The following is a 22,041-nucleotide window of genomic DNA, read 5'->3' as shown; positions in this document are numbered from 1 at the left end:
GACTATCAATGAGGAGGGGCTTCAATGACATTTTCTATGGAAGTGATTAGTGAGGAAAAACTGAAATCAGCAATGGAGGAGCAGGTTAAGCCCGAGCCAGAGGAATTAACGCAGCTGAAGGAGCTGGCTTTAAATAATGTTTCTACGATTTTGGCATTGGATATTGAGTCATTGGAGAAGCGGAAGGCGGTCTTGCAATCCATCGATAGCTTCGGGATGAGCTCCATGCGGTCATCCTCGGAGAAAAATGCTCTTTTGCAGGTTTCTGTAGGGAATTTATCCAAAACAGGGGATGAAGGCGGGGAAGTAGCCAAGGGCTTGGCGGAGCTGCATCTTCAGTTAAAAGATCTAGATCCCAGCGTCATAGATTTTGCGAAAAGCGGCGTATTAGGCATGTTGTTTAACCCTTTGCGGCGTTATTTTGTAAAGTACCAGAAAGCAGATGCTGTCATATCGGATATCATATTATCTTTGGATAAGGGAAAAACGGTATTGAAAAATGATAATACAACCTTGGAAATTGAGCAGCATGCTCTCAGGGAGCTCACTAAAAAGCTTCAAAAGGAAATCCAGTTGGGTGTGTTAATGGATTCGGAAATTGAATCGCAGATCGAAGCAGCTAAACTGCGTCAAGAATCTGAAGACAAAATTCTGTTCATCACAGAGGAAGTTTTGTTTCCTTTGCGCCAGCGTCTCATGGATTTGCAGCAAATGCTGGTCGTTAATCAACAGGGGATTATGGCGATTGAAGTTGTTATGAGAAATAATAAGGAGCTCATGAGAGGGGTAGACAGAGCGAGGAATGTTACCGTTTCTGCCCTGAAAATTTCAGTCACAGTGGCCAGCGCACTCTACAATCAAAGGATTGTACTAAAAAAGATTGAGCTTCTCAATCAAACCACGGACACTCTCATCAGCGGCACTTCAAAAATGCTGAAAGATCAAGGCGCAGCGATCCATAAGCAATCACTTGAAACAAATATTTCAGTCGACACGATGAAACAGGCTTTTGTTGATGTGCTGTCGGCGCTAGATTCAATTAGCACCTATAAGCAGGAGGCGCTTCCTCGCATGCGTGAAACCATTAGTCAGTTTAGAGAACTGGCGAATGAGGGAGAGAGCAGAATTTTGCGGCTGGAGAAGGGGCAAAAGTTAGGCTTGTAGATTGCACGACGGGAAGGGAGATTGCTCCTCACCTCACATTGCTAAAATCCGACCATATAAGGTCGGATTTTTTAAATTTGTTAGATATACTAAACCCCCTTCTTCTATTAAACTAATGATATAAGCAGGATAAAGTGATTACTATTATTATAGAAACTATAACTAAATAACGACACGAATAGGCTTATTAAAATGCTGTGAGAAACTAGTAGTGAAATGAGGGTAACGATGAAAATAAAGCTATTTAGCAAAGCGGATCCTAATGTTTCATTTTGGAAATGGTTTAGTAGCAGGGAGTCGGAAATTTATGAGAATTTCGAGGATAATAAAGAATGTTTTCTAGATGAAATTAGTAATAAACTTAAGGTAATAGATGATAATTTAACATTTGAAATCAGTACGATAAAAGAAGGGGAGAAGAGAGAACTTATCATTTCTGCAGATGGGATTGCGGATTCATTTGAAACTGTGGAAAGTCTCTGCAACGTAGCTCCACATTATTCTAATTGGACTATAATAAAGTTTAGACCAAGGATGAATTCAGAAAGCTTGCAAATTAGTATGGGGGATATTCAATTATCCTACGATGATATTTTCTTCACATATGAAAACAAAGGGCACTATATTGACCTAAGCATTCATATCGAGAAATATGATCCCAACGATAATCGGTATACTTTCGCATATTTCATTCTATTGGACTCATTAATTGGTGAATATGACGCAGTATCAAAAATTGGCAATACTCAGTTTTTCACAATTACAGATCATGAGCAAGATGAATGTAGAAAATTTTACGAATTAATAGATATTATAGATGAGTTACCTTAAGTTATAGTTAATCATGCTATAAAGATGAAATGAACAAACACCCCCGGCGATAAACTCTGGGGGTGTTTAGCTATTTATTCTATTCAAAACTAACAGCAACGACTCCGCCAATTTGTTTCATTTCGGCTACGATTTCCTTCGGCTCCATGGTTCTTGGGACGACGATATCAAGCTTTACTTCCCAGCATAGCGGCATATCAAGCGATGGACGTATCCGCTGCAGCATCATTTTTTGCGTCATAATCGAGCGGCTGGCAAGCCTCTGGGTGACGATGTCCAGCAGTTCCTCTTCTGTCTCCGCCTGAATGGTAAGCTTTCTAACCTTCTTGCTCTTCAGAAAACGGTGCTCCACTTTATTGAAAACCCATAATGTGATGAACACAAGAATCGTTCCTGCCGCTGCGCTGAAATAAAAGCCCGCACCGATCTGCAGCCCAATGGCTGCGACGACCCATAAGGAAGCGGCTGTTGTCAGCCCTGTAATAGACTTGCCTGTGAATAGAATCGTTCCGGCTCCGAGAAAGCCGACGCCGGTAATGACAGCCGTTGCTAACCGCGCCGGGTCAATCCTTACGTTGGGCTCTCCCGCAAATTCAGCGAAGCCGTAAATGGACAGCAGCATGATCATCGAAGAGCCGAGGCAAACCAGAATATGCGTGCGAAGCCCAGCCGGATGATTTTGCTGCTCCCGTTCGAAGCCGATGAGACCGCCAAGAAATACGGCCAGAGACAACCGGATTAGGATGGTGGCATGGTCAATAACCCACGGGTTATCCAAGGCGATCACCGACTAATTGGAACCATCAACCGTTCGCGTTTGCGGAATATGGCCCATTCTCGATACCCAATTTCATATAAATGGCTGCCGATGGCCGAGAAATGCTCGCCTACACGTTCGGGCTGGTGCGCATCGGAGCCGAAGGTCACCTTAACCCCATAATGGAGCGCGCGTTCTAGGAAATAGCCATCAGGCACCCAATTGTTGTCGGAAGAATTGATTTCAATGACGACGTCGCTAGCAGCGATTGCTTTCAACGTGACGTCGGCAGCTTCTGTGCGGAGCTCTGGATAACCGTAGAAGTAGCGGTTCAATGAATCTACATGACCTAAAATATCATATAATCCACATTTGGCGGACTGAGCGATATAATCATAAAATAAATTTTTTACTTCCAATTTACGTGCTGCAGTCAAGCCTTCCCAATACTCTGAATCGTATATGCCGATACCGGCGAATTCATGCACAGATCCAATAACATAATCAAAAGGATAAGAAGCGATAACCGAGCGGTATAAATCCAGATGTTCAGGTAAAAAATCAGCTTCGATGCCGAGCAGCACCTCTATTTTTTCTTCATAGTCTTTCTTTAGCTCCAAGACCTCTTTAATATAAGCTGGAAACTCGCTTTTTGCCATGCTGCCAGTTAAGGAAGGACGATCTTCAGCAATTGCGAAAAATGGCGTATGATCCGAGATTCCGATAATATCTAATCCCTGTGTTATTGCTGCTTCGATATATTCCTTGACCGAACCTACTGCGTGTCCGCAGCGTTCATGATGCGTATGATAGTCAAACTTCATGTAGTACCTCCGATGAATGCGTGATGAATACTAGATACATTTAGCCTTTAGAGCCGGATACAACGATTCCTTGAATGAAATACTTTTGAGCAAAAAAGAAAATGAACAGCAGCGGCAAAATCGCGACCAGCGAAGCTGCCATCAACAGATGCCACGGTGTTGCTCCGTATGCAGCTGTAAAGTTAGCGAGCCCGAGTGAAATCGGGTATTTCGTCATATCGTTCAAATAAATGAGCGGTCCGAATAGATCATTCCATCTCGATATCAGCTCCAAAATAGCCGCAGTTGCGAAGGCTGGCATGGAGAGGGGAATCAGGATGCGGAAATACATCGTGAAATGGCTTCCTCCGTCGATTTTGACGGCTTCATCCAATTCTTTGGTAATGCCCAAATAAAATTGGCGCATTAGAAAAATGGTAAAGGAGCTTGCTGTAAAAGCTGGGATCACAAGCGGCAGATACGTGCCTGTCCAGTGCAGCTTTGTAAACAGCAAATATTGCGGAATCAAGGTGACTTGGGACGGAATCATCATCGTACTGAGGACAAGCCCGAATAAAAGCATACTTCCGCGTGCCCGCAATCTTGCAAAAGCGAATGCGGCCATCGACGAGGAGAATACGACTGCACCTACCGTCACGGCTGAGTACCATACCGAGTTCCATAGGAAACGAGCCATAGGGGCATCGATGAAAATCTGCTTAAAGTTGATCCACTGCAAATGGGCTGGAAACCACGTCATCGGAACGCGATGAATTTCGCCGATGGTCTTAAGCGAAGTGGAGAGCATCCAAAACAGCGGAAATGCGAATAATAGAACGCCTCCGTATAGAAGGATGTAGATGATTGTTTTGTCCATCAGACGCAGATCGCCGTGATTGTACGATTTTTTTCGCTTCATAATAAAGGAACCTCCTTTACTTCGAGTCATATTCATAGTGGACGAATTTTTTGGAGCCCCACAGCGATACGAGAGTCAGCGCGAAAATAAGCAGGAATAATATCCATGCCTGAGCGGAGGCATACCCCATCCGGAACTGCTTGAATGCAGTATCAAATAAATAATACACGTAGAAATAGGAGTTCCAGTCCGGCCCTCCCTTCGTAATAACGTAGGCTTCTGTAAAGATTTGCAGCGATCCGATCATGCTAATGATGGTATTAAATAAAATGACAGGTGAAATAAGCGGAATCGTAATTTTACGGAACTTTGCGAAACCGCTCGCCCCTTCCATAGATGCGGCTTCAAACAGATCTGCCGGCAGCGATTGCAGCGCGGCAAGAAAGATCACCATCGTGCTGCCTGATGCCGTCAATTGCATGAGTACCATGGATGGAACGACCGTACCCGGGCTCGTAAACCAACCTGGTCCTTGAATGCCAAACCAATCATAAAGGACAGAGTTCACGACACCGAACTGCGGGTTAAGCAGCCATGACCACAAAAAGGAGACGGCTACACCAGATATGATGCTTGGTGCGTAATAAAGCGTGCGAAGGAGCGATTGCCCCTTTATTTTTTGATTAAGGAGAACGGCAACAATCAAAGATGTCAGTATCGTAAACGGTACGGCCATAACGCTGTAATAGAGAGTCACGGACAATGACTTGTAAAACAGCCGGTCTCCGAACAGCGTGCTGTAATTTCTTGTTCCTGCAAATGTCGGGGACGAGATGACATTGTAATCAGTGAAGCTGAGCAGCAGCGAGACGAGAATCGGTCCCCCGGTGAAGCATATAAAGCCGATAAACCAAGGGGCTATGAAAAACCAAAACGACCGTTCCTCGCGCTTCATGGCCAGCGAAAGCTTTCTCATGGGCTACCTCCGTTGGGCCGGCGGACGCCTTCTAATGAAGGGAATCCGCTCGGCTGAAATTTAATTAAAGCTCTGGCTGCTATTGATTCAAATTCAACGATAGGAGGTTATCATTCAACACTTTCAAACCGTCGGCTATGCTCTTCTTGCCTCCCCATACCAGATAGAGCGATTGGTTCATCGTTTCTAGAACCGTATTGAATTTGACGATCAAATGGTTTTCAGCTTCCCGGCCATACTTGATCGAGCCTTCGTGTACCTGCTTGAATGCCTCAGGATCCATGCCGATTTCTGCACCCATTTTGTCATACCAAAGCTTGAATAGGCTTGCGTCTGCCGGCGTTCTCCCTACTTCATTCATGTAACGGTAGGCACCGCCGCCTTCAGCTGGATTAGCTAAATGCCGGACAAATTCCCATGCTTCGTCGGGATGCTTGCTTGTTGCCGAGATGCTCCAAGGGTCAACATAAAGGGTAACCTTGCGTCCATCATGATAGGGAACAGCCGCAACGCCCCATTTGAAATCCGCTTGCTTGTAGGAGCCGAGTCCCCAGCCGCCGGAAATGTACATTCCTACTTTGCCGGTAAGGAAAGGATCGCCCAGCTGCGCGGATGCGGCTACTGTCTCTGCGTCCGGCGCTACTTTGTATTTATTGATTAAATCCACATTGTATTGCAGTGCTTCGACGTTAATCGGCTTCATTAGATCAGGCTCACCCATTACGCCGGATGTATAAGCTTCGGGCTTGAATAGATCTCCTCCGAATAGCCACGTCATTGCATTTGCGCTTAATGCACTGGAGAAACCAAAAACCTGCTTGCGAGCGTCACCTACGTCATGGGACAGCTTTTGTGCGGTTTCGAGCATCGCATCGAAATTCCAGGACTTATCATCCCAGTCGGTCGTCGGGTAAGAAAGGCCAGCAGCATCGAATAAGTCCTTGTTGTAATAAAGATAAGTAGCGTTGCTTACGAGCGGGATACCGTAATTTTTACCGTTGATTTTATAAATATCGAGCAGGTTAGGGTCCATGGTATCGAGCTCGGGAGCCCCTTTCTCAATATAAGGAGTAAGGTCCTTCAATGCGCCCATCTTCATATAAGTAGCAAATCCGCTATCCGCCTGATTGGGATTCCAAACATCCGGTGCATTGCCGCTGGCAATCAAGGTCGTCAGCTTTTGATCGAATTGATCGTACGGGATATTCTCAAGCCGCACTTTTACATTCGGATGGCTTTCTTCGAAGGTCGAAACCATCGCGTCCTGCCATGCCTTTTTGTCCGGGTCTGCTGCCATCACCCAAACGATCTCAACCTTATCCTTGCCGTTGTTCTTTACCCCTCCGTTGCTGTTAGTTTTTGAACCGGCTTCACCGCCGCAAGCAGACAACGTGGTAGAAAGAGAAAACAAAAGAAGTGCACTCATCACTAAACGATTTTTCGTTATTAGATTTTTCATGACAACCCCCGTATTCGTTTTTTTGAACCTACATTTACAAAATGTTAATAAAACTAACTTTAATTATTGTAATTTCGCTCTAAAAGCATGTTCTATTATGCATCACCCACTGTTGTTATGCCTTATTGCTAACCAATATAGCATATGATAATATGAATTATAAGCACATATCTTATCTAATTTATCGTTTTTCTACGTATATTACTTTGAATATAAACTCATTACTTTACATGGTGGTGTAATGTTTATGGAGTCGAATTTTTATGAAGCTGCGAAGTTTGATATTAGTCGCGAGAGAAAAACTGACACAAGCATGCCATCACGTCATTATCATAATGGCTATGAAATCTTCTATCTCGTCTCTGGTGATATCAGCTACTTTATCGAGGATAAAAGCTATCAGGTGGTTGGCGGCGCGTTATTGATCATCAATGTGAATGAGATTCATAAGCTGGTCAATTCAAGCAGAGAATCATTTGAGCGGATTACGCTGTTGTTTCAAGAGGAATTCCTTGAGGATATGTTTCCTTACAATGACAGCTTTCATGTGCTATCCAGCTTTTCAAGCGGCAAAAATTTCATGCCCTTAAACGGCCAAGAACAAAGCATGATCGAGAAGCTTTTCGATAAAATGATTGCGGAATTTATAAAGCAGCCTCCCGGCTATGAATATTATTTAAAAACACTGCTGTTCGAGCTGCTTATTTTCCTTTACCGCAAGACGTCAACGCTGCCTGCAGCTGAACATGACGGAAGCAATCCGATCAATAAAAAGATTTTTGAAATCGTCGATTATTTGAACCAGCATTATCATGAAAACCAAACGATTCAGGGCATATCCAGCAGGTTTTTCATCAGCTCCTCTTACTTTTGCAAAATGTTTCGGGAGAACACAGGCTTCACCTTCACAGAGTACTTGAACAATGTTCGAATCAAGGAGGCACGCCAGCTCTTAACGGGGAGCACCTTGAAAATAGCTGATATTGCTGAAAAGGTCGGCTTTGAGAGCATGACGCATTTTGGACGTATTTTCAAAGATATTACCGGCCATTCACCGCTTAAATACCGTCAAGCTTATAAGTTTGAATTGAATTAACCCAAAAAAAAAGCCAACACCGACGCAAATCATGCGCGGTTGTTGGCTTTTTTAGATTAAGCTAGTTATAGTTCAACCTTATTTCTGCGACTGTTCTACCTGTGCGATTAACGCATCTACCGCTTCATCCACGAGGTCAGGACCATAATTCCATTTATTACGGGTTATGTTTAAGACACGATTATTTTTTACTGCGGGAATAGCTTTATAGAGAGGCTCTTGGAATAGCTTTGTCATCTCTTCCAGCTCATCATCCTTCATTTGTGTGAAGAAATAGTCGGCAGGCCGATCAGCCAAAGATTCCATCGACAACGCAGCGCCCCCGTCGGCAAATTTCTCAAATTGCTCTGGCATTTGGAATCCTAAATCCTCATAGATCAGCTTGCCCAAAGTACCGCCTTTGCCTCCCAATAGAACCTCGCCCTTATAAAGAATGAACGTGATGGCGGTTGTACCTTCTTTAATATTAATATTGATCTCATCTCGGATACGCTCAAGCTTCTCCTCGAATTTAGAAATCCATGCTTCCGCCTCTGGCTTCCGGTTCATGACATCGCCCATCGCTCGGAGCGTATTGATGACATCTGGATCGCCGCCCCATGCTACGGCAACCGTTGGAGCTATTTTCTGATAAGTTTCGTAGATTTCAGCGCTATGATAGTCTGGCAGTATAATGATGTCTGGTTGCAGGGCAGATATGGCCTCTGCATTGCCAAGTCCATCACCAATGCTTTCGGCCTCTGTCATGGTGTCTGGATATTGTTCAAGTGTACCTTGATCGACCCCAACTGGCTCTAGTCCTAGCGGCAGCAAATAACCACCGTATGTAATGACGACAGCCTTGCTCGGCTTAACAGGGATAGTCACTTCTCGCCCTAATGCATCCTTATAAACCCTAGTATCTGCCGGCAATGTATCTGTACTTTCACTTTGCTGCTTATTATTGCCCTCTGTAGACTGCTGCACATTTGAATCTGAACCACCACAAGCAGCAAGCAGCAACGATAGGCTAAACAATAGCGTTACAGCAAAAGAAGGCTTAAAACCAAAACTCATTTCATCCACTCTCCAAGTATCTTGTTGATAATGATTATCACTGTTAACAATATAACCTTCTTCTAGGGAGGGAGCAATGAACGATTCGGGCATAAAATTTGTGCGAACTGAACTTTTTAAACCGAGGTTATGCTTTTTGAACTGAGCTGGTGTCTCGCCAGTCTGCTTTTTGAAAAGGCGGCTAAAATAATACATATCTGCATATCCGACACTGTAGGCGATATCACGAATGGTCACCTCTGTTTCATTTAGCAAAAACTTAGCTTGATTCATACGTGTCTGAACGAGATACTCCATAGGGCTGCATCCATATTTTCGTTTAAACACCCTGGAGAGGTAGTGTGTACTGTAATGAAATATATTCGCGATCATCTCCATCGAGATCGTTTCGTGATAATGCGCATGAATATAACTAGCGATCTGTACAGCCAGATCAGGCGAGGCAGCTTCAGTATCAGCGATACGCAACTGGCGGAACTGCTCATGCACGAATTGGTAGAAGAGGCCTGTCACCTGCAGCCGGTCCAGCTCTTCACTCAGCTTCCAATACTGCTGCATAGACTCTAGCAGAGCAAGCAAAGATAAGGGGTGTTTCGCTTTAAATGTATACTGCTGCCCAAATGGAGCATGCTGCTCAGCTTGTCTTTGCGTAGATTGAGTAGATAAGCCGCGCATAGGTTTATATAAAATAAGATAGTAGTCAAAAGGACGGCTCAGACAGCTGATATTCAGCGTAGCGCCTTTGCCGCCGTGCAGCAGCTGGGAATTAGCGGATTCGACAGCCATTCTATCAAGACTTATTTTAGCCTCACCTTGGTTAGTGAAGATAAAAGCATTTGCTGGAAGGCGGTAAGCTTGCAATTCCTCACCTGTCTTCATTGCCAAATGCCGAATATCAAGCACTTTAACCGGCATTTGGCTCCATATTGTGATGGTCTCATGCCATTCCATAACCACACCCCGTGACGGATTACATAGAATTATTTTACTAGTGAGAATACATATCATTTATAATATATAATCATATCGTACCCCATTAAGCGCGTATAGAGAAAGCAGGTTTCTGAAAATGGAATTGCATGATCATTTGGTGTCATGGAATCATGCTTTTTGCACCATTTTTGATGTCCGTCACATCAATATGAAAGCCGAAGAATCGTTAACTGCCTACTCCGTACGCACCTACGGTTATCATACCTTATGCATCGTTGAAAACCGTTCATGAGGAAATTACCTATTTCGGCAAGCTGCTCGGTAAGGAACATACTGACTTCCGATTCGCATACCCTTGTAGATCTCAAGGCTGATCCGATTTGGAATACGCTTGATGCGGTCAAGAACGATAGGGTGTATATATGGGGAAGCGACCGGTCATGGTACTGGGACCCCATAGCGATCCTACTCCAGACTGAAGAAATAGCAGAATGGTTAGTTGGTAAGTGATTGTAGTTAATGTGGGTTGCCTGTGGCCTGTGGAATAAGGTGCAGCAATAATGGGATATTCAAAAACGAAGATAACAGTGGATATGCAGTTGTTGTCTTCGTTTTTTCGATTTCAATTGATTGAACTCATGTGTTTAAATTGCAGCATGGCTAAAAAGCTATTGCATTCCTTCAAGCGATAAGTTATGATCAATTCAGTTAGTGATTGATCAATTACTAACAAGTGAGTACTTAAAGGTGGAAGATACAATGGAAAAAAATACAGCAGCGTCCGTTAATCGCCGTACAGATATTATTGCTGCTGCGATTGAAGTTTTCGCTGAAATTGGATATTATCGCGCGACAACAGCAAAGGTTGCTGAACGTGCTCAAATATCACAGCCGTATGTTTTTCGTTTTTTTGCAACGAAGGAAATTCTGTTGAAAGAAGCTTTGGAGGTTTCATGGACACGCATCGTAGATGCATTTGGCAGCGTGATTGAGACAGCGGGACCTGATCAGCTTGAGAAGGAGCTTGTTGAAGCTTATATAGAAGTCATGAAATCGTATCAGAATGAAACGCTGCTTCTAATGCAGGCTCAGACGATAAAAGACGAAGCGATTGTCGAGGTTATGCGAAATGGATACCGTGAAGTGCAGCAGTTAGTGTTAAACGCATTCCAGCAAGCTGGGCTTGAGAATCCGAAGGATAAAACGGTTATATTTTTGGCTAGAGGCATGCTGTGTAATGTCTCGATGGCGCTATCCTTGCCGGAGTTAATGTATTAGAGCTGATTTTTGGCTCTTTAATATATTGATGTAATTGATCAATCAATAAACAACTTACATCAACAAAATTACCTTTAAAATGGCATATTAGGGCTGACATGGCTAGCTAAATACAGACCGTGTTAGAAGTTAGCCAAGACAATTGATTTGTTGTTTGTTTTTGAAGTCAATGCATTGTCCGTACGCCAGTTTGTTAGTGATTGATCAATCACAAATTTGAGGAGTGAATAATAATGAAAAAAGCTATTGTATTAGGTGCTACCGGAGGTACTGGTGCTCCCATTGTTGAGGAGCTTCTAAAGAGAGGAATCGAGACTACGGCATTCGGGCGGTCTCATCAAAAGCTGAAACAGCTTGCGATGGATTTGGGTAATCCTGAGCATTTATCGCTTAAAGTTGGAGATGTTCTTAATACCAAAGAGCTGATATCAGCATGCGAAGGTCATGAGGTTATTTTTAGCTGCGCGAATGTGCCGTACAATGACATGCATACGAAGCTGATCCCTATGGGAGAGGCAGTTATGGAGGCCGCTAATCAGCTTGGTGCAAAAATCGTCGTTGTGGATGGCATTTATCCTTATGGGAGAAAAACGACTAATCAGGCAACTGAGGATCATCCTAAAAATCCGCACACTAAAAAAGGAAAGGTTCGACTGCAGTACGAGCAAATGGTGTTTAGCCCACGGTGGAATAAGGCGCATAAAATGATTGTTCGTTTACCAGACTATTATGGCCCATCTGCTAACCAAGCATCCTATTTGGGATCCACTTTAGAGGGAATTGCGGCTGGCAAACCTTCCGTATTTATTGGAACGATGAAGGTTGCTCGTGAGTTTGTTTATTTGCCGGATGCGGCAATTATGATCGTAGAGCTGGCCATTAGGGAGGATGCTTATGAGCAGAACTGGCATATCCCAGCATCAGGCGTCATCTCTGGCCGCGATTTTGTAGAGATAGCGCAGAGGGCAGCAGGTACGTCAAAACCAGTCATACCGCTTGGTAAAATGGGCTTATCACTGCTCGGTCTATTTTCCCCAGTTATGAAAGAGGTCGTTGAGATGCTGTATTTAACTGAGGAACCATTCTTGTTAAGCGGTGAAAAATATAAGCGGCTTGTCGGACCGATCCCTGCCACACCATACGAGATAGGGATTAAGGCTACAATTAATACACTTATGAAACGGAATGAAGTAAAAGAGGCAATATCGCGTAGAGGCTAAAAAAGTACGGAATGAAATACGGCGAATTGTGGTGTTATATAACCACAGTTCGCGGTATTTAGTTAAAAACAGAAAGGAAAGTGGGTTTGATTTAAAAAAAGGAGGGAAGATTAGTGATAAATGAGGCGTGTTGCCATTTTGCAAGCTTTGACTACAGGCATATAAAAGGTGATGTATTGCTGAGGTTTATTACGGGATTTAGCAGGAGTTGAAGCTACAGCTACAGCTCTAAGGCTTCCTTTGTAATCTTTTGAATATCGACAGGACAATTGGAGCTTTCTTTCACGATGTCTGGTAAAATGTGCTCTAAAAAATAATCTACACAATGCAGCTTTATTTTTTTGATTTTGACGAGCGCTTCACGGTACATAACGACAAATTCCTTTTCGGTGTTGCCTCTTTGCAATTCCGTAAGCGCCTCGTAAACTTGATCAAGCTTATCAGCTACTTCAAGAATTAGGCCTTCCACGGAATCATCCTTGCCCTCACGCAGTTGTCTGCGGAAAATAGGCTTAAATTCCTCAGGAATATTTTCCTCGATAAAAAGAGCGATCATGCCTTCCTCAACCTTTTGCAGCATGCCACGCAGTTCTAAGGAGTAATGCTTAACTGGTGTTTTAATGTCGCCAATAAATATTTCACCATAATCATGGCTGCTCGTAATTTCGTAAAGCTTCTTCCAATTTATTGTGACGCCGTTCGTTTCTTCAATATCTGCTAATGTTTTGGCGTATTGAACAACCTTCCAAGAATGAGCGGATACGCTGTGCTCTTCAAACTTAAATTTACCTGGACAACGAATGATACGTTCGAGATCGTTAAGCGATTGAAAGTACGTATGAATTCCCATAGCATGTTATTCCTTTCTTTTTCCCAAAGATGATGTACAATGCGAGGCATTAGAGTTAGTATAAAGCTCATTTGTTAATGGACGATAAAATGAATCAGGTAATATATGTAATAACTAATAGGGCAAGCACTGATTTATTCTCTTGTCAGTACGAGGTAATCCTGCTATTATCAAAATGACTTATTAAAGATCTTTAATAAGTCGGCAGAAGCCTTCTTAAACAAATGGATGACGAACACCAAGGAGATTAGATAACGATGGCAACGTTCTTTTTAATTATTATTTATTTGGCTTTTATTAGTTTAGGTTTGCCGGATTCCTTGCTCGGATCGGCATGGCCTGTGATGAGAATGGATTTGAATGCGTCATTAGGAACGGCTGGGAGCATTTCCATGGTGATTGCAGCAAGCACGATCGTTTCGAGCTTGATAAGTGGTACCGTACTGCACCGTTTTGGCACGGGGAAGGTAACGCTTGTGAGCTGTATTCTGACAGCAGGAGCTTTACTTGGTTTTTCATGGTCTCCTTCAATTATTTGGTTAATTATTTTTGCGATTCCGTTAGGTATTGGCGCGGGCAGTGTAGATGCTGGATTAAACAACTATGTGGCTACCCATTACAAAGCTCATCATATGAGCTGGCTGCACTGTTTTTGGGGAGTAGGAGCTACGCTAGGTCCAATTATTATGGCTTCGTCTATCTCAGGGCAAAACCTTTGGAGAGACGGTTATCTCACGGTTGCAGCGATTCAGTTTATTTTAGTCGTCATTTTATTTGTTTCTCTTCCTTTATGGGATAAAGTTGCAAAAAGCAGTCATGTCATAAATGCTGAAGCTCACAATGAGCTGCATGATCAGAAGTTGGAGCAGGCCGCCGAAAATAAGAAGCCATGGCAAATAAAAGGGGTCAAATTAGCGATGCTAACCTTTTTATTTTACTGCGGCATTGAAGCGAGCATGGGATTATGGGGAAGCAGCTTTCTTGTAAATATTAAAGATTTGCCTGCAGCGACAGCTGCGCAATGGGTGTCATGGTTCTTTGTCGGAATTACAGTTGGTCGAATGATTACTGGATTTATAACATTTAAAATGAGCAGTCGCATGCTGATTAGGTACGGCCAGCTGATCGCATTAATCGGAACAGTAGTGCTAGTGCTGCCGTTACCAACTATCGTCTCGCTTGTCGGATTTATGATTGTAGGGCTTGGATTAGCTCCGATATTTCCGTGTATGCTGCATGAAACACCTGCGCGATTCGGGAAAAAGAACGCACAGTCTATTATGGGCTTTCAGATGGCTGCTGCCTATACGGGCAGTACGCTAGTGCCCCCTTTTCTAGGATTGCTTGCAACCAATACAACGATTAGTATTTTTCCATGGTTTATTATTATTTTTGCGATTGCTATGCTCTTGTGTACCGAAAAATTAAACAACTTTTTGAAAAGATTGCATGTAGTAATAGCAGCGAAATAAGTCTCTCCATTAGGTGAGGCTTAATGCAAGAAAAAAATGAAGAATGAACTTAAAAACCACAACCGTATCGTGTTGTGGTTTTTTTGGCATTATGCGATATTAGCCTGTATTTTTCTATTATTATCGTTCTGCAACCGATTGTATTTAATGAAGGCATACTGTAATATCTTTATTAATTATATGGATTTTTATTACAATAATATGAGACTATCATTTTAATTTATGGGTAGAACGGGCTAAAGGCGGGAGAAAATGAAGAGATTCATTCCGAATAAAATGTATATTCCGTTTACGTACAAAATGATGATTCCGTATCTTATTCTTGTGCTGCTGACCGACGCTGTCATTGGATACATCTCCTATACGATGCTCATTGAGTCGAGAACAGAGATGGCGGAAACGAATATTCGTACGGCTATGAAGCAGACGAGGAGCAATATTGAATATCAGCTGGATGAGATCCAGCGAATGTCCAGTACACTTTTCAGCAGTATTACTTTTCAGAACGCTCTTCAGTTTGAAGGGGACCAGCTCGATATGATGCTGAAAATGAGGGATGATATTATTCCGCAAATGAAGGCGCCTCTCCTGCTGTATGGAAACAATATTAGACTGGCGCTCTATACGGTAAACGAAAATATGCTTGAAGTTTCGGGCGATGATATGGCCACCCCGATTGGCAGGCGTGATTATTATGTGTTATCTCATCACAGTATAGAGAATACGGAATGGTTTAAATCCATTTCCTCTACATTCCAAGACCATCTATGGATTCAGGTCGATTCGGACCAGAAACTAAACAACATCTCTCATTTCCGTAGATTAGTCACATCCAGCGGCATTTCGTCTACGATCGGCTATTTGCGCGTTACGGCTCGTTTCGATGAATTGTTAGGCAATTTCGATACATTCCCAATCGAAGAGGGCATCAGCCTGCGATTAATTGATATGGCTTCTGGACTTAATCTATATGAACGAGGAAGCATAGATGAGAAGGCTAGCATGAAATCATATTTGAGTGTTAGGGAAGAGATTCCAGGAACAAATTTTGTGATCGAGACGTTGGTTCCTCATTCCTATCTAAATAAAGATGCAACCAGAATGAAAAAAGCGATAAGTACCGTTTGCTTCATCAGTTTCTTGGTTATGGCGTTTATCGGAGTGATTGTTGCCCGTCTGTCAGGGAAAAAGATGAAGCGTATTGTAACGCTCGTGCAATCGTTTCAAGAAGGGAATTTTTATAAGCGGATTGGTTTTACAGGAAATGATGAATTTGTTCATATTGCAGATTCTTTTAATCAGATGGCAACCAGCATTCAGGACCTCATCAAAAATGTATATGTGCAGGGCATTCAGAAAAAACAGGCAGAGCTTGATGTGCTCCAAGCGCAAATTAGCCCTCATTTTTTATACAATACGCTCTCAACGATCGGCAGCTTGGCTAACTTAGGGGAAGTAGATAAAGTAACAAAGATGGTGCAGGCGCTGTCCAAGTTTTATCGGCTTACGCTAAATGGAGGCAATGTCTATATCACGCTTGAGAAAGAGCTTGAACAGGTGGAATCCTATCTAGACATTCAAAGAGTGAAGTATGCAGATACCTTTAAGGTGTATTTCGATATTGAGCCTGAGATCGCACATATCCCGGTTATTAAGCTGATTCTTCAGCCGTTTGTCGAAAATATTTTCAAACATGCTTGGTTTGGAGAAACGATCGCTATTCGTATTACAGGGAAACGTCTCGGGAACCATATTGAGCTGAAAATTATTGATAACGGAATCGGCATGAGACCGGAAACGTTGAAAAGAATGCTGGCGAGCACGATCCACTCGGACCGATACGGTCTGAAAAATGTGGAGGAACGCATAAAGCTAAGATACGGTAATGACTTTGGCATTCATATCGGCAGCATATATGGAGCAGGAACGACGGTGCAAATTATTCTTCCGATCGATGAAGAAATCATTGAAGATTTGGAACCGCTATCATAATGATGCGCCAGAGGAGGAGAGTGCCGACATGGATATCAGCATCCTATTGGTAGATGATGAAGCAATTGATTTGGAGTGGTTAAGGCGCCGGGTAGCAGGCAATGAACAGCTATCCCTCCAAGATGTAGGAACGGCAATCAGTGGATTTGCGGCTTTGAAGATAATGGAACAGAAGCGCATCGATCTTATTTTGTCCGACATTCGAATGCCGATCATGTCTGGAATGGAGTTTGCTCGCAAGGCAAAGGAAATTAATCCTCAAGTTCATATTATTTTTATAAGCGGACATCAGGATTTCAGTTATGCCAAAGAGGCCATTCAACTGAATGCCAGCGGTTATTTGCTTAAGCCTGTAGATGATAGTGAGCTCAACGACATGCTCATTCTCATTTGCTCTAAGATTGAGAACGAACGACAGCAGAATATGGCCTTGTCTGAAACCTTATCGCTAGTAAATCAGGAGCTGCTGCTTAGGTGGTTTAATGAAGCAACGCCAGGTCAGGTTGAAGCACATATTCATACGATTTTATCGCCTCTGCTGCAGCAAGGGGCTTCTGTCTCGATTATTGAGATTGATGATCTCGCATGGAAGCTTAAGGAGAAAAGTGAGGAAGAGAGGCGATTGTTTATGAATCAGATCACCCTCTTTATTCGCAATTTTGCCTTGGACAACAACTTGGGCAGTATGATGACAAGCTATGACTACCATTATGTTCTGCTGGCTGCTGTTCAAGAGGAATACATGACGACGCTGCTGGAACAACTCGTTCGGCAATTTAATGAGACGTTCTCTTGCTCCATTACGATTGGAATGGGCATGTACACGAATGATATTGCTAAGCTTCATGACTCCTATCGGCAGGCGAAAGCAGGATTAAGCATCAAATGGATCATGGGCAAAAATCGAATCATTCAAGGCGCTTTCCAGTGGAGCCCCAAACAATCAGCCGCATCAAATTTTGAAGAGGTTGTTGATGTTATGCTTCGAGCGATGCTGGAGTATGACCTGACGACCATTGACGACTGTTTGCTTCAGCTCTTAAACGGTGAAAAACCGTTGACCCAGAAAAACGATATTTATGATCTCATTATTCGTATTACCTCCAAGCTTCATGCTGATTTGCAGCAAATGAATGAACATATGTACGAAATGCTGAAATGGGAATCTCATCATCCGATTATTTTGTTTGAATTTGAAACGGTGCATGATATCCTCTCTTGGCTAAGGAGACGGTTCTTTGAACTATCTGAACTGCTGTATTTAAAGAAACAGCGGCAGAAACGCAAGCTGATTGATCAAATTACAGCCTATATCGAGCAGCGATTGGACCAGAAAATAACGCTCAATGAGGTTGCTGCCCACTTCGATTTCACACCAAATTATTTGGGACAGCTATTTAAAACAGAGACGAACATACTATTCAGTGATTATCTCAATCAATTGCGAATGGAGCGGGTGTGCGAGCTATTAAAGGACCCGGCAAAGAAGATTTATGAAATTGCCGAGCAGGTCGGCTATAAAAATATTATTTATTTCAATAGACAATTTAAGCATGCGATGGGGCTGTCGCCTGGAGAATATCGAAAAAAGCATAAAATTTAAAGAAAATAATTTAAGGCTCAAGTCGAAAGCAGGCGTTGGGCTATTTTTTTTGCAAAAGATATTCAAATCGTTGATTTAGTATTGGTTTTAGTTGTTTCACATAATTAATTTATTTGCCGCTGCTTTTTATAATATGTGTACATAGAGAAGAGAGGGGCAGTGTTGATGATTCGACATCGATTTTGGAATGATCTGAACAAGTATAAAGTAATCCTTTTCATGCTGGCGCCTGCCGTTCTATTTTATCTCCTGTTTGCCTACATTCCGATGGTCGGCATCATTCTTGCTTTTAAGCATTATGATTATGCGGGCGGTGTGTTTGGAAGTCCGTGGAATGGCCTCGACAACATTCGCTTTTTCTTCGAATCGGGCGATGCTTGGCGGGTAACGAGAAATACGGCATTGTACAACATAGCTTTTATTGTCGTAAACAACTTACTGCAAATGTTCGCGGCCATATTTTTGTTTGAAGTTGGCGGCAAATGGTTCCGTAAAATTACGCAAACGGTTATTTTTCTCCCATACTTCATTTCTTGGGTCGTAGTTGGAGCGATTGCCTACAACTTATTGAATAGCGACATTGGTACGGTGAACGTCCTGCTGAAGAGCTTTGGGATGGAGCCGGTCGACATTTATAATACACCTGAATATTGGCCGTTTATACTTGTATTTGTCTCCGCTTGGAAGATGCTTGGTTATGGTACGGTAATGTACTTGGCCGCTATTACGAGCATTGACACGGAAATGTATGAAGCTGCAGAAATTGATGGGGCTAATATTTTCCAAAGAATGATGCGAGTCACGATTCCGAATCTGTATCCGACCATTATTATTTTAGTCTTATTGGCAGTCGGCAACATCTTCCGCGGCGATTTCGGCATGTTCTACAACATGGTTGGCAATAACGGGGTGTTGTTCTCCTCCACAGATGTCATCGATACCTTCGTATTTAGGTCACTTATCACAACCAACGAGATCGGAATGTCAGCAGCGGCAGGCGTGTATCAGTCTATACTTGGCTTCACGACAATCATGCTAGTCAACTATGCTGTTCGTAAATATGATAAGGATCGCGCTTTATTCTGAATGGGGGTCAAGACATGAATGCATCCGGCTTGAGTTTAAATAAGAAAGCAGTCAAGGCTGCTAAAATAAAAAAAGTGGATCAACGGTTATTTTATGCGATTGGCTATACCGCGCTTGTGATGCTGGCCTTGTTATGCATCGTTCCATTTATTTTGATTTTATCGTCATCCCTAACGGATGAGAGCAAAATTGTTGTAGACGGGTTTCAGCTTTTCCCAAGCGAATTCTCATTGGAAGCTTACAAAATACTTTTCAAATACCCGGATCAAATGATTAATGCTTACATCGTAACAATAGCTGTTACCGCGATTGGCACGATAGCTGGTTTGTTTCTAACGTCGATGACTGCTTATTGTCTAAGTAGAAAGGATTTCAAATGGCGTAATCACTTTTCGTTTTATTTCTTCTTCACCACTTTGTTCAGCGGCGGACTTGTTCCTTGGTATTTGCTCATCGTCAACTATCTCCATATGAAGGATACCGCGCTAGCTTTAATTGTCCCGCTGTTGTTCAATGTTTTCTACATTATCGTGATGAAGTCATTCATGAGCGGTATACCGGAAGCGATTACGGAATCAGCAAAAATAGATGGCGCAGGCGATTTTCTAATCTTTATGCGACTTATTCTTCCACTGTCCAAGCCAGCTTTGGCTACAATAGGTTTGTTCTTGGCACTCGGATACTGGAATGATTGGTATAATGCGCTGTTATTTATTTCGAATGAGAAATTAATGCCGCTTCAGTACTATTTGTACAAAATGTTAGGCAATATGGACGGCATGCGCAAGGCAATGATGGGATCAGGCGCGGTTGTTACGACAAGCCTTCCGACAGAGGGTTTAAAGATGGCGATGACGATCGTAGCAAGCGGACCCATTCTAATCGCTTATCCATTCGTTCAAAAATATTTTGTTAGAGGTTTAACGATTGGCGCTGTAAAAGGATAGTTCCAGGCAATCCTGGTTTATCAATATATGAATTGGGGGTCTCCAGCATGTTTAAGAAAAAATCGCTTTGGCTGGCATTTGTACTAACATTCGTTTTCATTTTGAGTGCATGCTCAGGCAACAGCAACAAAGAAGTAACATCTCCGAAACCAGCGAATGAAGGAACCGAGACCGCTACGGAACAGCCTGCTACTGAGCAGCCTGCCGCTGCAGAAGAGGGGATCGATACTTCCAAGGAAGTTAAGCTTAAAATGATTTTTGTAGGTCCGAAGCCGGTAGATTATGATACGGTGTTTGCTGAAATTAATAAGAAGCTGAAGGAAAAAATTAATGCGACAATTGAGGGCGAATTTCTAGATTGGTCCGATTGGGCTCAAAAGTATCCACTAAAACTAGCAGCCAACGAAGAATTTGACTTAATTTATTCCGCGAACTGGGCTGGATATAATGATCAGGCGTTGAAGGGCGGATTTTTAGAGCTAACAGATGAGATGCTGTCTAAATACATGCCGGAAACTTGGGAAATCATGCCGAAATCCAGCTGGGATCAAGCAAAGGTAGACGGCAAGCTGTACATGGTTCCTCAGAACAGCGGGGAGTCCGTTGAGAAGCTCATCTTGTACCGCGAAGATTTGCGTGTGAAATATAATCTTCCTGCGATCGACAGTCCTGAAGCTTACGCGAATTACTTAAAGGCGGTTTCTGAAAATGAGAAGGGTATTGTACCCTTTACGCCAGAAACAGGTGATTGGAAGCTCCACAATTTAGATCGTATTTTGCTTAAGCAGCAAAGTGAGTGGAATATGCTTGATTTCGATCTTCCTATCGGATTTAAGCTGACAGATGAGACGGGCAAAATCTTCAATGTGTATGAAACAGAAGAGTTCAAGCAGCTGCTCTACTACTATAAGGATCTTGCAGATCAAAATGCTTGGTCAAAAAACGTATTAAACAACAAAAACGATCACCAGCAGGATTTTAAAGAAGGAAAAACGGCGTCGATTACTCATAATATGGGTACGCTAGGTTCCTTGAAGGCGGCGATGGAAAGAGAAAACTCTCCATATCAAGCTGCGCTTGCCGATATTACGCCTGCTAAGAAAAAGTCTCAAGCCGTTGCTACGCAAAACGGAACATCGGTTCATGCGACTTCGAAAAATCCAGAACGTGCACTGATGTTCATTAACTTGATGCAAAATGATAAAGAACTTCATAATCTCATGATGTACGGTATTGATGGCGTGAACTATGTAGCTGATGGCGACGATAAACTTAAGTCGACAGACAAGACTGCCAATTATACGGGCTTCTCCAACTGGAGCTTTAACTCGCCGCTCAATCGTACGGATGCGGCATTCCCAGAAGAGGCATCTGCCATGAGCAAAGCATGGGAAGCAACGGTATATCACTACCCGCTTGAAACCTTTGTATTCGACAACAGCAAAGTGAAAACAGAAGTGGCTAATGTGAGCAACGTCATGCTCCGTTATGCGATTCCACTCGAATACGGTGCGATTAAAGATGTAGATAAAGGCTTGGAAGATTTGCAGAAAAAAATCAAGGCTGCTGGAATCGATAAGATCATTGCAGAGGTACAAAGCCAAGTCGATGCATTCCTTGCAGCGCGAAAATAATTGAAAAAAAATCAGCCCCCAGATT

The 22,041-nt window shown here is 42.8% G+C and carries 20 protein-coding genes; 13 read left to right on the top strand and 7 right to left on the bottom strand.

The annotated features are described in order from the left end of the window. The first annotated feature begins 24 nt into the window (after positions 1-24). Both AB4Z45_RS26260 and AB4Z45_RS26255 read left to right on the top strand, forming a co-directional pair. Entirely contained in the window at positions 25-1,164 is a 1,140-nt protein-coding gene (locus tag AB4Z45_RS26260; protein WP_441912527.1) for a toxic anion resistance protein, read from the top strand. Between the two features lie 228 nt (positions 1,165-1,392). Then, on the top strand, positions 1,393-1,995 hold the full coding sequence (locus tag AB4Z45_RS26255; protein WP_441912526.1) for a hypothetical protein: 603 nt from the start codon (positions 1,393-1,395) through the stop codon (positions 1,993-1,995). Between the two features lie 79 nt (positions 1,996-2,074). Here the strand turns inward: AB4Z45_RS26255 and AB4Z45_RS26250 are convergent, their stop codons facing one another. The 5 genes from AB4Z45_RS26250 to AB4Z45_RS26230 form a co-directional block, all read right to left on the bottom strand. Then, positions 2,075-2,773, bottom strand: coding sequence for an MgtC/SapB family protein (locus AB4Z45_RS26250; protein ID WP_076270708.1), 699 nt, complete (start codon positions 2,771-2,773; stop codon positions 2,075-2,077). Between the two features lie 5 nt (positions 2,774-2,778). Beyond that, a complete protein-coding gene (locus AB4Z45_RS26245) occupies positions 2,779-3,576 on the bottom strand; it encodes a histidinol-phosphatase (RefSeq protein WP_441881185.1) in 798 nt (265 codons plus the stop codon). Positions 3,577-3,616: 40 nt separating this feature from the next. Continuing rightward, a complete protein-coding gene (locus AB4Z45_RS26240; RefSeq protein ID WP_076270706.1) occupies positions 3,617-4,474 on the bottom strand; it encodes a carbohydrate ABC transporter permease in 858 nt (285 codons plus the stop codon). A 16-nt stretch (positions 4,475-4,490) separates the two neighbouring features. Beyond that, positions 4,491-5,390 (bottom strand): carbohydrate ABC transporter permease, encoded by a 900-nt coding sequence (locus AB4Z45_RS26235; RefSeq protein WP_441912525.1) that lies wholly within the window; start codon positions 5,388-5,390, stop codon positions 4,491-4,493. 79 nt (positions 5,391-5,469) lie between these two features. Further along, positions 5,470-6,849, bottom strand: a complete 1,380-nt coding sequence (locus AB4Z45_RS26230) for an ABC transporter substrate-binding protein (protein ID WP_441912524.1) — start codon at positions 6,847-6,849, stop codon at positions 5,470-5,472. A 247-nt stretch (positions 6,850-7,096) separates the two neighbouring features. On the opposite strand from AB4Z45_RS26230, the gene AB4Z45_RS26225 reads away from it, so the two are divergent. Beyond that, the gene (locus AB4Z45_RS26225) at positions 7,097-7,945 is read left to right on the top strand and encodes a helix-turn-helix transcriptional regulator (RefSeq protein WP_339206102.1); all 849 of its coding nucleotides are present in this window, start codon (positions 7,097-7,099) and stop codon (positions 7,943-7,945) included. A 78-nt stretch (positions 7,946-8,023) separates the two neighbouring features. Here the strand turns inward: AB4Z45_RS26225 and AB4Z45_RS26220 are convergent, their stop codons facing one another. Further along, a complete protein-coding gene (locus AB4Z45_RS26220) occupies positions 8,024-9,952 on the bottom strand; it encodes an ABC transporter substrate-binding protein (RefSeq protein WP_441912523.1) in 1,929 nt (642 codons plus the stop codon). Between the two features lie 118 nt (positions 9,953-10,070). Here AB4Z45_RS26220 and AB4Z45_RS26215 point away from each other — a divergent pair, with 118 nt between their 5' ends. The 4 genes from AB4Z45_RS26215 to AB4Z45_RS26200 all read left to right on the top strand — a co-directional run bounded on the left by AB4Z45_RS26215 (position 10,071) and on the right by AB4Z45_RS26200 (position 12,432). Next, entirely contained in the window at positions 10,071-10,226 is a 156-nt protein-coding gene (locus tag AB4Z45_RS26215) for a hypothetical protein (protein WP_441912522.1), read from the top strand. Further along, positions 10,223-10,444, top strand: a complete 222-nt coding sequence (locus AB4Z45_RS26210; RefSeq protein ID WP_441912521.1) for a hypothetical protein — start codon at positions 10,223-10,225, stop codon at positions 10,442-10,444. Before AB4Z45_RS26215 ends, AB4Z45_RS26210 begins: the two co-directional genes overlap by 4 nt. Positions 10,445-10,693: 249 nt before the next feature. Beyond that, complete coding sequence (locus AB4Z45_RS26205) at positions 10,694-11,212, top strand: TetR/AcrR family transcriptional regulator (protein ID WP_441912520.1); 519 nt, start codon at positions 10,694-10,696, stop codon at positions 11,210-11,212. A 233-nt stretch (positions 11,213-11,445) separates the two neighbouring features. Beyond that, the gene (locus AB4Z45_RS26200; RefSeq protein ID WP_441912519.1) at positions 11,446-12,432 is read left to right on the top strand and encodes an NAD(P)H-binding protein; all 987 of its coding nucleotides are present in this window, start codon (positions 11,446-11,448) and stop codon (positions 12,430-12,432) included. A gap of 220 nt (positions 12,433-12,652) precedes the next feature. On the opposite strand, the gene AB4Z45_RS26195 is transcribed toward AB4Z45_RS26200, so the two are convergent. Next, a complete protein-coding gene (locus tag AB4Z45_RS26195) occupies positions 12,653-13,282 on the bottom strand; it encodes a YfbR-like 5'-deoxynucleotidase (RefSeq protein ID WP_441912518.1) in 630 nt (209 codons plus the stop codon). A gap of 257 nt (positions 13,283-13,539) precedes the next feature. Between AB4Z45_RS26195 and AB4Z45_RS26190 the strand changes: the two genes are divergently transcribed. The 6 genes from AB4Z45_RS26190 to AB4Z45_RS26165 all read left to right on the top strand — a co-directional run bounded on the left by AB4Z45_RS26190 (position 13,540) and on the right by AB4Z45_RS26165 (position 22,016). After that, positions 13,540-14,754, top strand: a complete 1,215-nt coding sequence (locus AB4Z45_RS26190) for an MFS transporter (protein ID WP_441912517.1) — start codon at positions 13,540-13,542, stop codon at positions 14,752-14,754. Positions 14,755-15,006: 252 nt separating this feature from the next. Then, the gene (locus tag AB4Z45_RS26185; protein ID WP_441912516.1) at positions 15,007-16,746 is read left to right on the top strand and encodes a sensor histidine kinase; all 1,740 of its coding nucleotides are present in this window, start codon (positions 15,007-15,009) and stop codon (positions 16,744-16,746) included. A 28-nt stretch (positions 16,747-16,774) separates the two neighbouring features. Next, positions 16,775-18,349, top strand: a complete 1,575-nt coding sequence (locus AB4Z45_RS26180; RefSeq protein ID WP_441912515.1) for a response regulator — start codon at positions 16,775-16,777, stop codon at positions 18,347-18,349. A gap of 165 nt (positions 18,350-18,514) precedes the next feature. Next, positions 18,515-19,435 carry an ABC transporter permease gene (locus AB4Z45_RS26175; protein WP_339206112.1) on the top strand — a complete coding sequence of 307 codons (921 nt, stop codon included), beginning with the start codon at positions 18,515-18,517 and terminating at the stop codon, positions 19,433-19,435. A 14-nt stretch (positions 19,436-19,449) separates the two neighbouring features. Beyond that, the gene (locus AB4Z45_RS26170) at positions 19,450-20,382 is read left to right on the top strand and encodes a carbohydrate ABC transporter permease (RefSeq protein ID WP_076270694.1); all 933 of its coding nucleotides are present in this window, start codon (positions 19,450-19,452) and stop codon (positions 20,380-20,382) included. A 47-nt stretch (positions 20,383-20,429) separates the two neighbouring features. Then, the gene (locus AB4Z45_RS26165) at positions 20,430-22,016 is read left to right on the top strand and encodes an ABC transporter substrate-binding protein (protein WP_441912514.1); all 1,587 of its coding nucleotides are present in this window, start codon (positions 20,430-20,432) and stop codon (positions 22,014-22,016) included. Positions 22,017-22,041 lie beyond the last annotated feature (25 nt).

Source organism: Paenibacillus sp. MCAF9 (genome assembly GCF_052114265.1).
In the GTDB taxonomy this organism is placed as follows: domain Bacteria; phylum Bacillota; class Bacilli; order Paenibacillales; family Paenibacillaceae; genus Pristimantibacillus.
Note: the sequence above shows the minus strand (reverse complement) of the source record. Positions and strands in the feature narration are given on the sequence as shown.

What these genes read in the sequence shown, in the direction of transcription:
- AB4Z45_RS26260 (WP_441912527.1), top strand. Translation starts at nt 25, where the DNA reads ATGACATTTTCTATGGAAGTGATTAGTGAGGAAAAACTGAAATCAGCA.
- AB4Z45_RS26255 (WP_441912526.1), top strand. Translation starts at nt 1,393, where the DNA reads ATGAAAATAAAGCTATTTAGCAAAGCGGATCCTAATGTTTCATTTTGG.
- AB4Z45_RS26245 (WP_441881185.1), bottom strand. Translation starts at nt 3,576, where the DNA reads ATGAAGTTTGACTATCATACGCATCATGAACGCTGCGGACACGCAGTA.
- AB4Z45_RS26240 (WP_076270706.1), bottom strand. Translation starts at nt 4,474, where the DNA reads ATGAAGCGAAAAAAATCGTACAATCACGGCGATCTGCGTCTGATGGAC.
- AB4Z45_RS26235 (WP_441912525.1), bottom strand. Translation starts at nt 5,390, where the DNA reads ATGAGAAAGCTTTCGCTGGCCATGAAGCGCGAGGAACGGTCGTTTTGG.
- AB4Z45_RS26230 (WP_441912524.1), bottom strand. Translation starts at nt 6,849, where the DNA reads ATGAAAAATCTAATAACGAAAAATCGTTTAGTGATGAGTGCACTTCTT.
- AB4Z45_RS26225 (WP_339206102.1), top strand. Translation starts at nt 7,097, where the DNA reads ATGGAGTCGAATTTTTATGAAGCTGCGAAGTTTGATATTAGTCGCGAG.
- AB4Z45_RS26220 (WP_441912523.1), bottom strand. Translation starts at nt 9,952, where the DNA reads ATGGAATGGCATGAGACCATCACAATATGGAGCCAAATGCCGGTTAAA.
- AB4Z45_RS26215 (WP_441912522.1), top strand. Translation starts at nt 10,071, where the DNA reads ATGGAATTGCATGATCATTTGGTGTCATGGAATCATGCTTTTTGCACC.
- AB4Z45_RS26210 (WP_441912521.1), top strand. Translation starts at nt 10,223, where the DNA reads ATGAGGAAATTACCTATTTCGGCAAGCTGCTCGGTAAGGAACATACTG.
- AB4Z45_RS26205 (WP_441912520.1), top strand. Translation starts at nt 10,694, where the DNA reads ATGGAAAAAAATACAGCAGCGTCCGTTAATCGCCGTACAGATATTATT.
- AB4Z45_RS26200 (WP_441912519.1), top strand. Translation starts at nt 11,446, where the DNA reads ATGAAAAAAGCTATTGTATTAGGTGCTACCGGAGGTACTGGTGCTCCC.
- AB4Z45_RS26195 (WP_441912518.1), bottom strand. Translation starts at nt 13,282, where the DNA reads ATGGGAATTCATACGTACTTTCAATCGCTTAACGATCTCGAACGTATC.
- AB4Z45_RS26190 (WP_441912517.1), top strand. Translation starts at nt 13,540, where the DNA reads ATGGCAACGTTCTTTTTAATTATTATTTATTTGGCTTTTATTAGTTTA.
- AB4Z45_RS26185 (WP_441912516.1), top strand. Translation starts at nt 15,007, where the DNA reads ATGAAGAGATTCATTCCGAATAAAATGTATATTCCGTTTACGTACAAA.
- AB4Z45_RS26180 (WP_441912515.1), top strand. Translation starts at nt 16,775, where the DNA reads ATGGATATCAGCATCCTATTGGTAGATGATGAAGCAATTGATTTGGAG.
- AB4Z45_RS26175 (WP_339206112.1), top strand. Translation starts at nt 18,515, where the DNA reads ATGATTCGACATCGATTTTGGAATGATCTGAACAAGTATAAAGTAATC.
- AB4Z45_RS26170 (WP_076270694.1), top strand. Translation starts at nt 19,450, where the DNA reads ATGAATGCATCCGGCTTGAGTTTAAATAAGAAAGCAGTCAAGGCTGCT.
- AB4Z45_RS26165 (WP_441912514.1), top strand. Translation starts at nt 20,430, where the DNA reads ATGTTTAAGAAAAAATCGCTTTGGCTGGCATTTGTACTAACATTCGTT.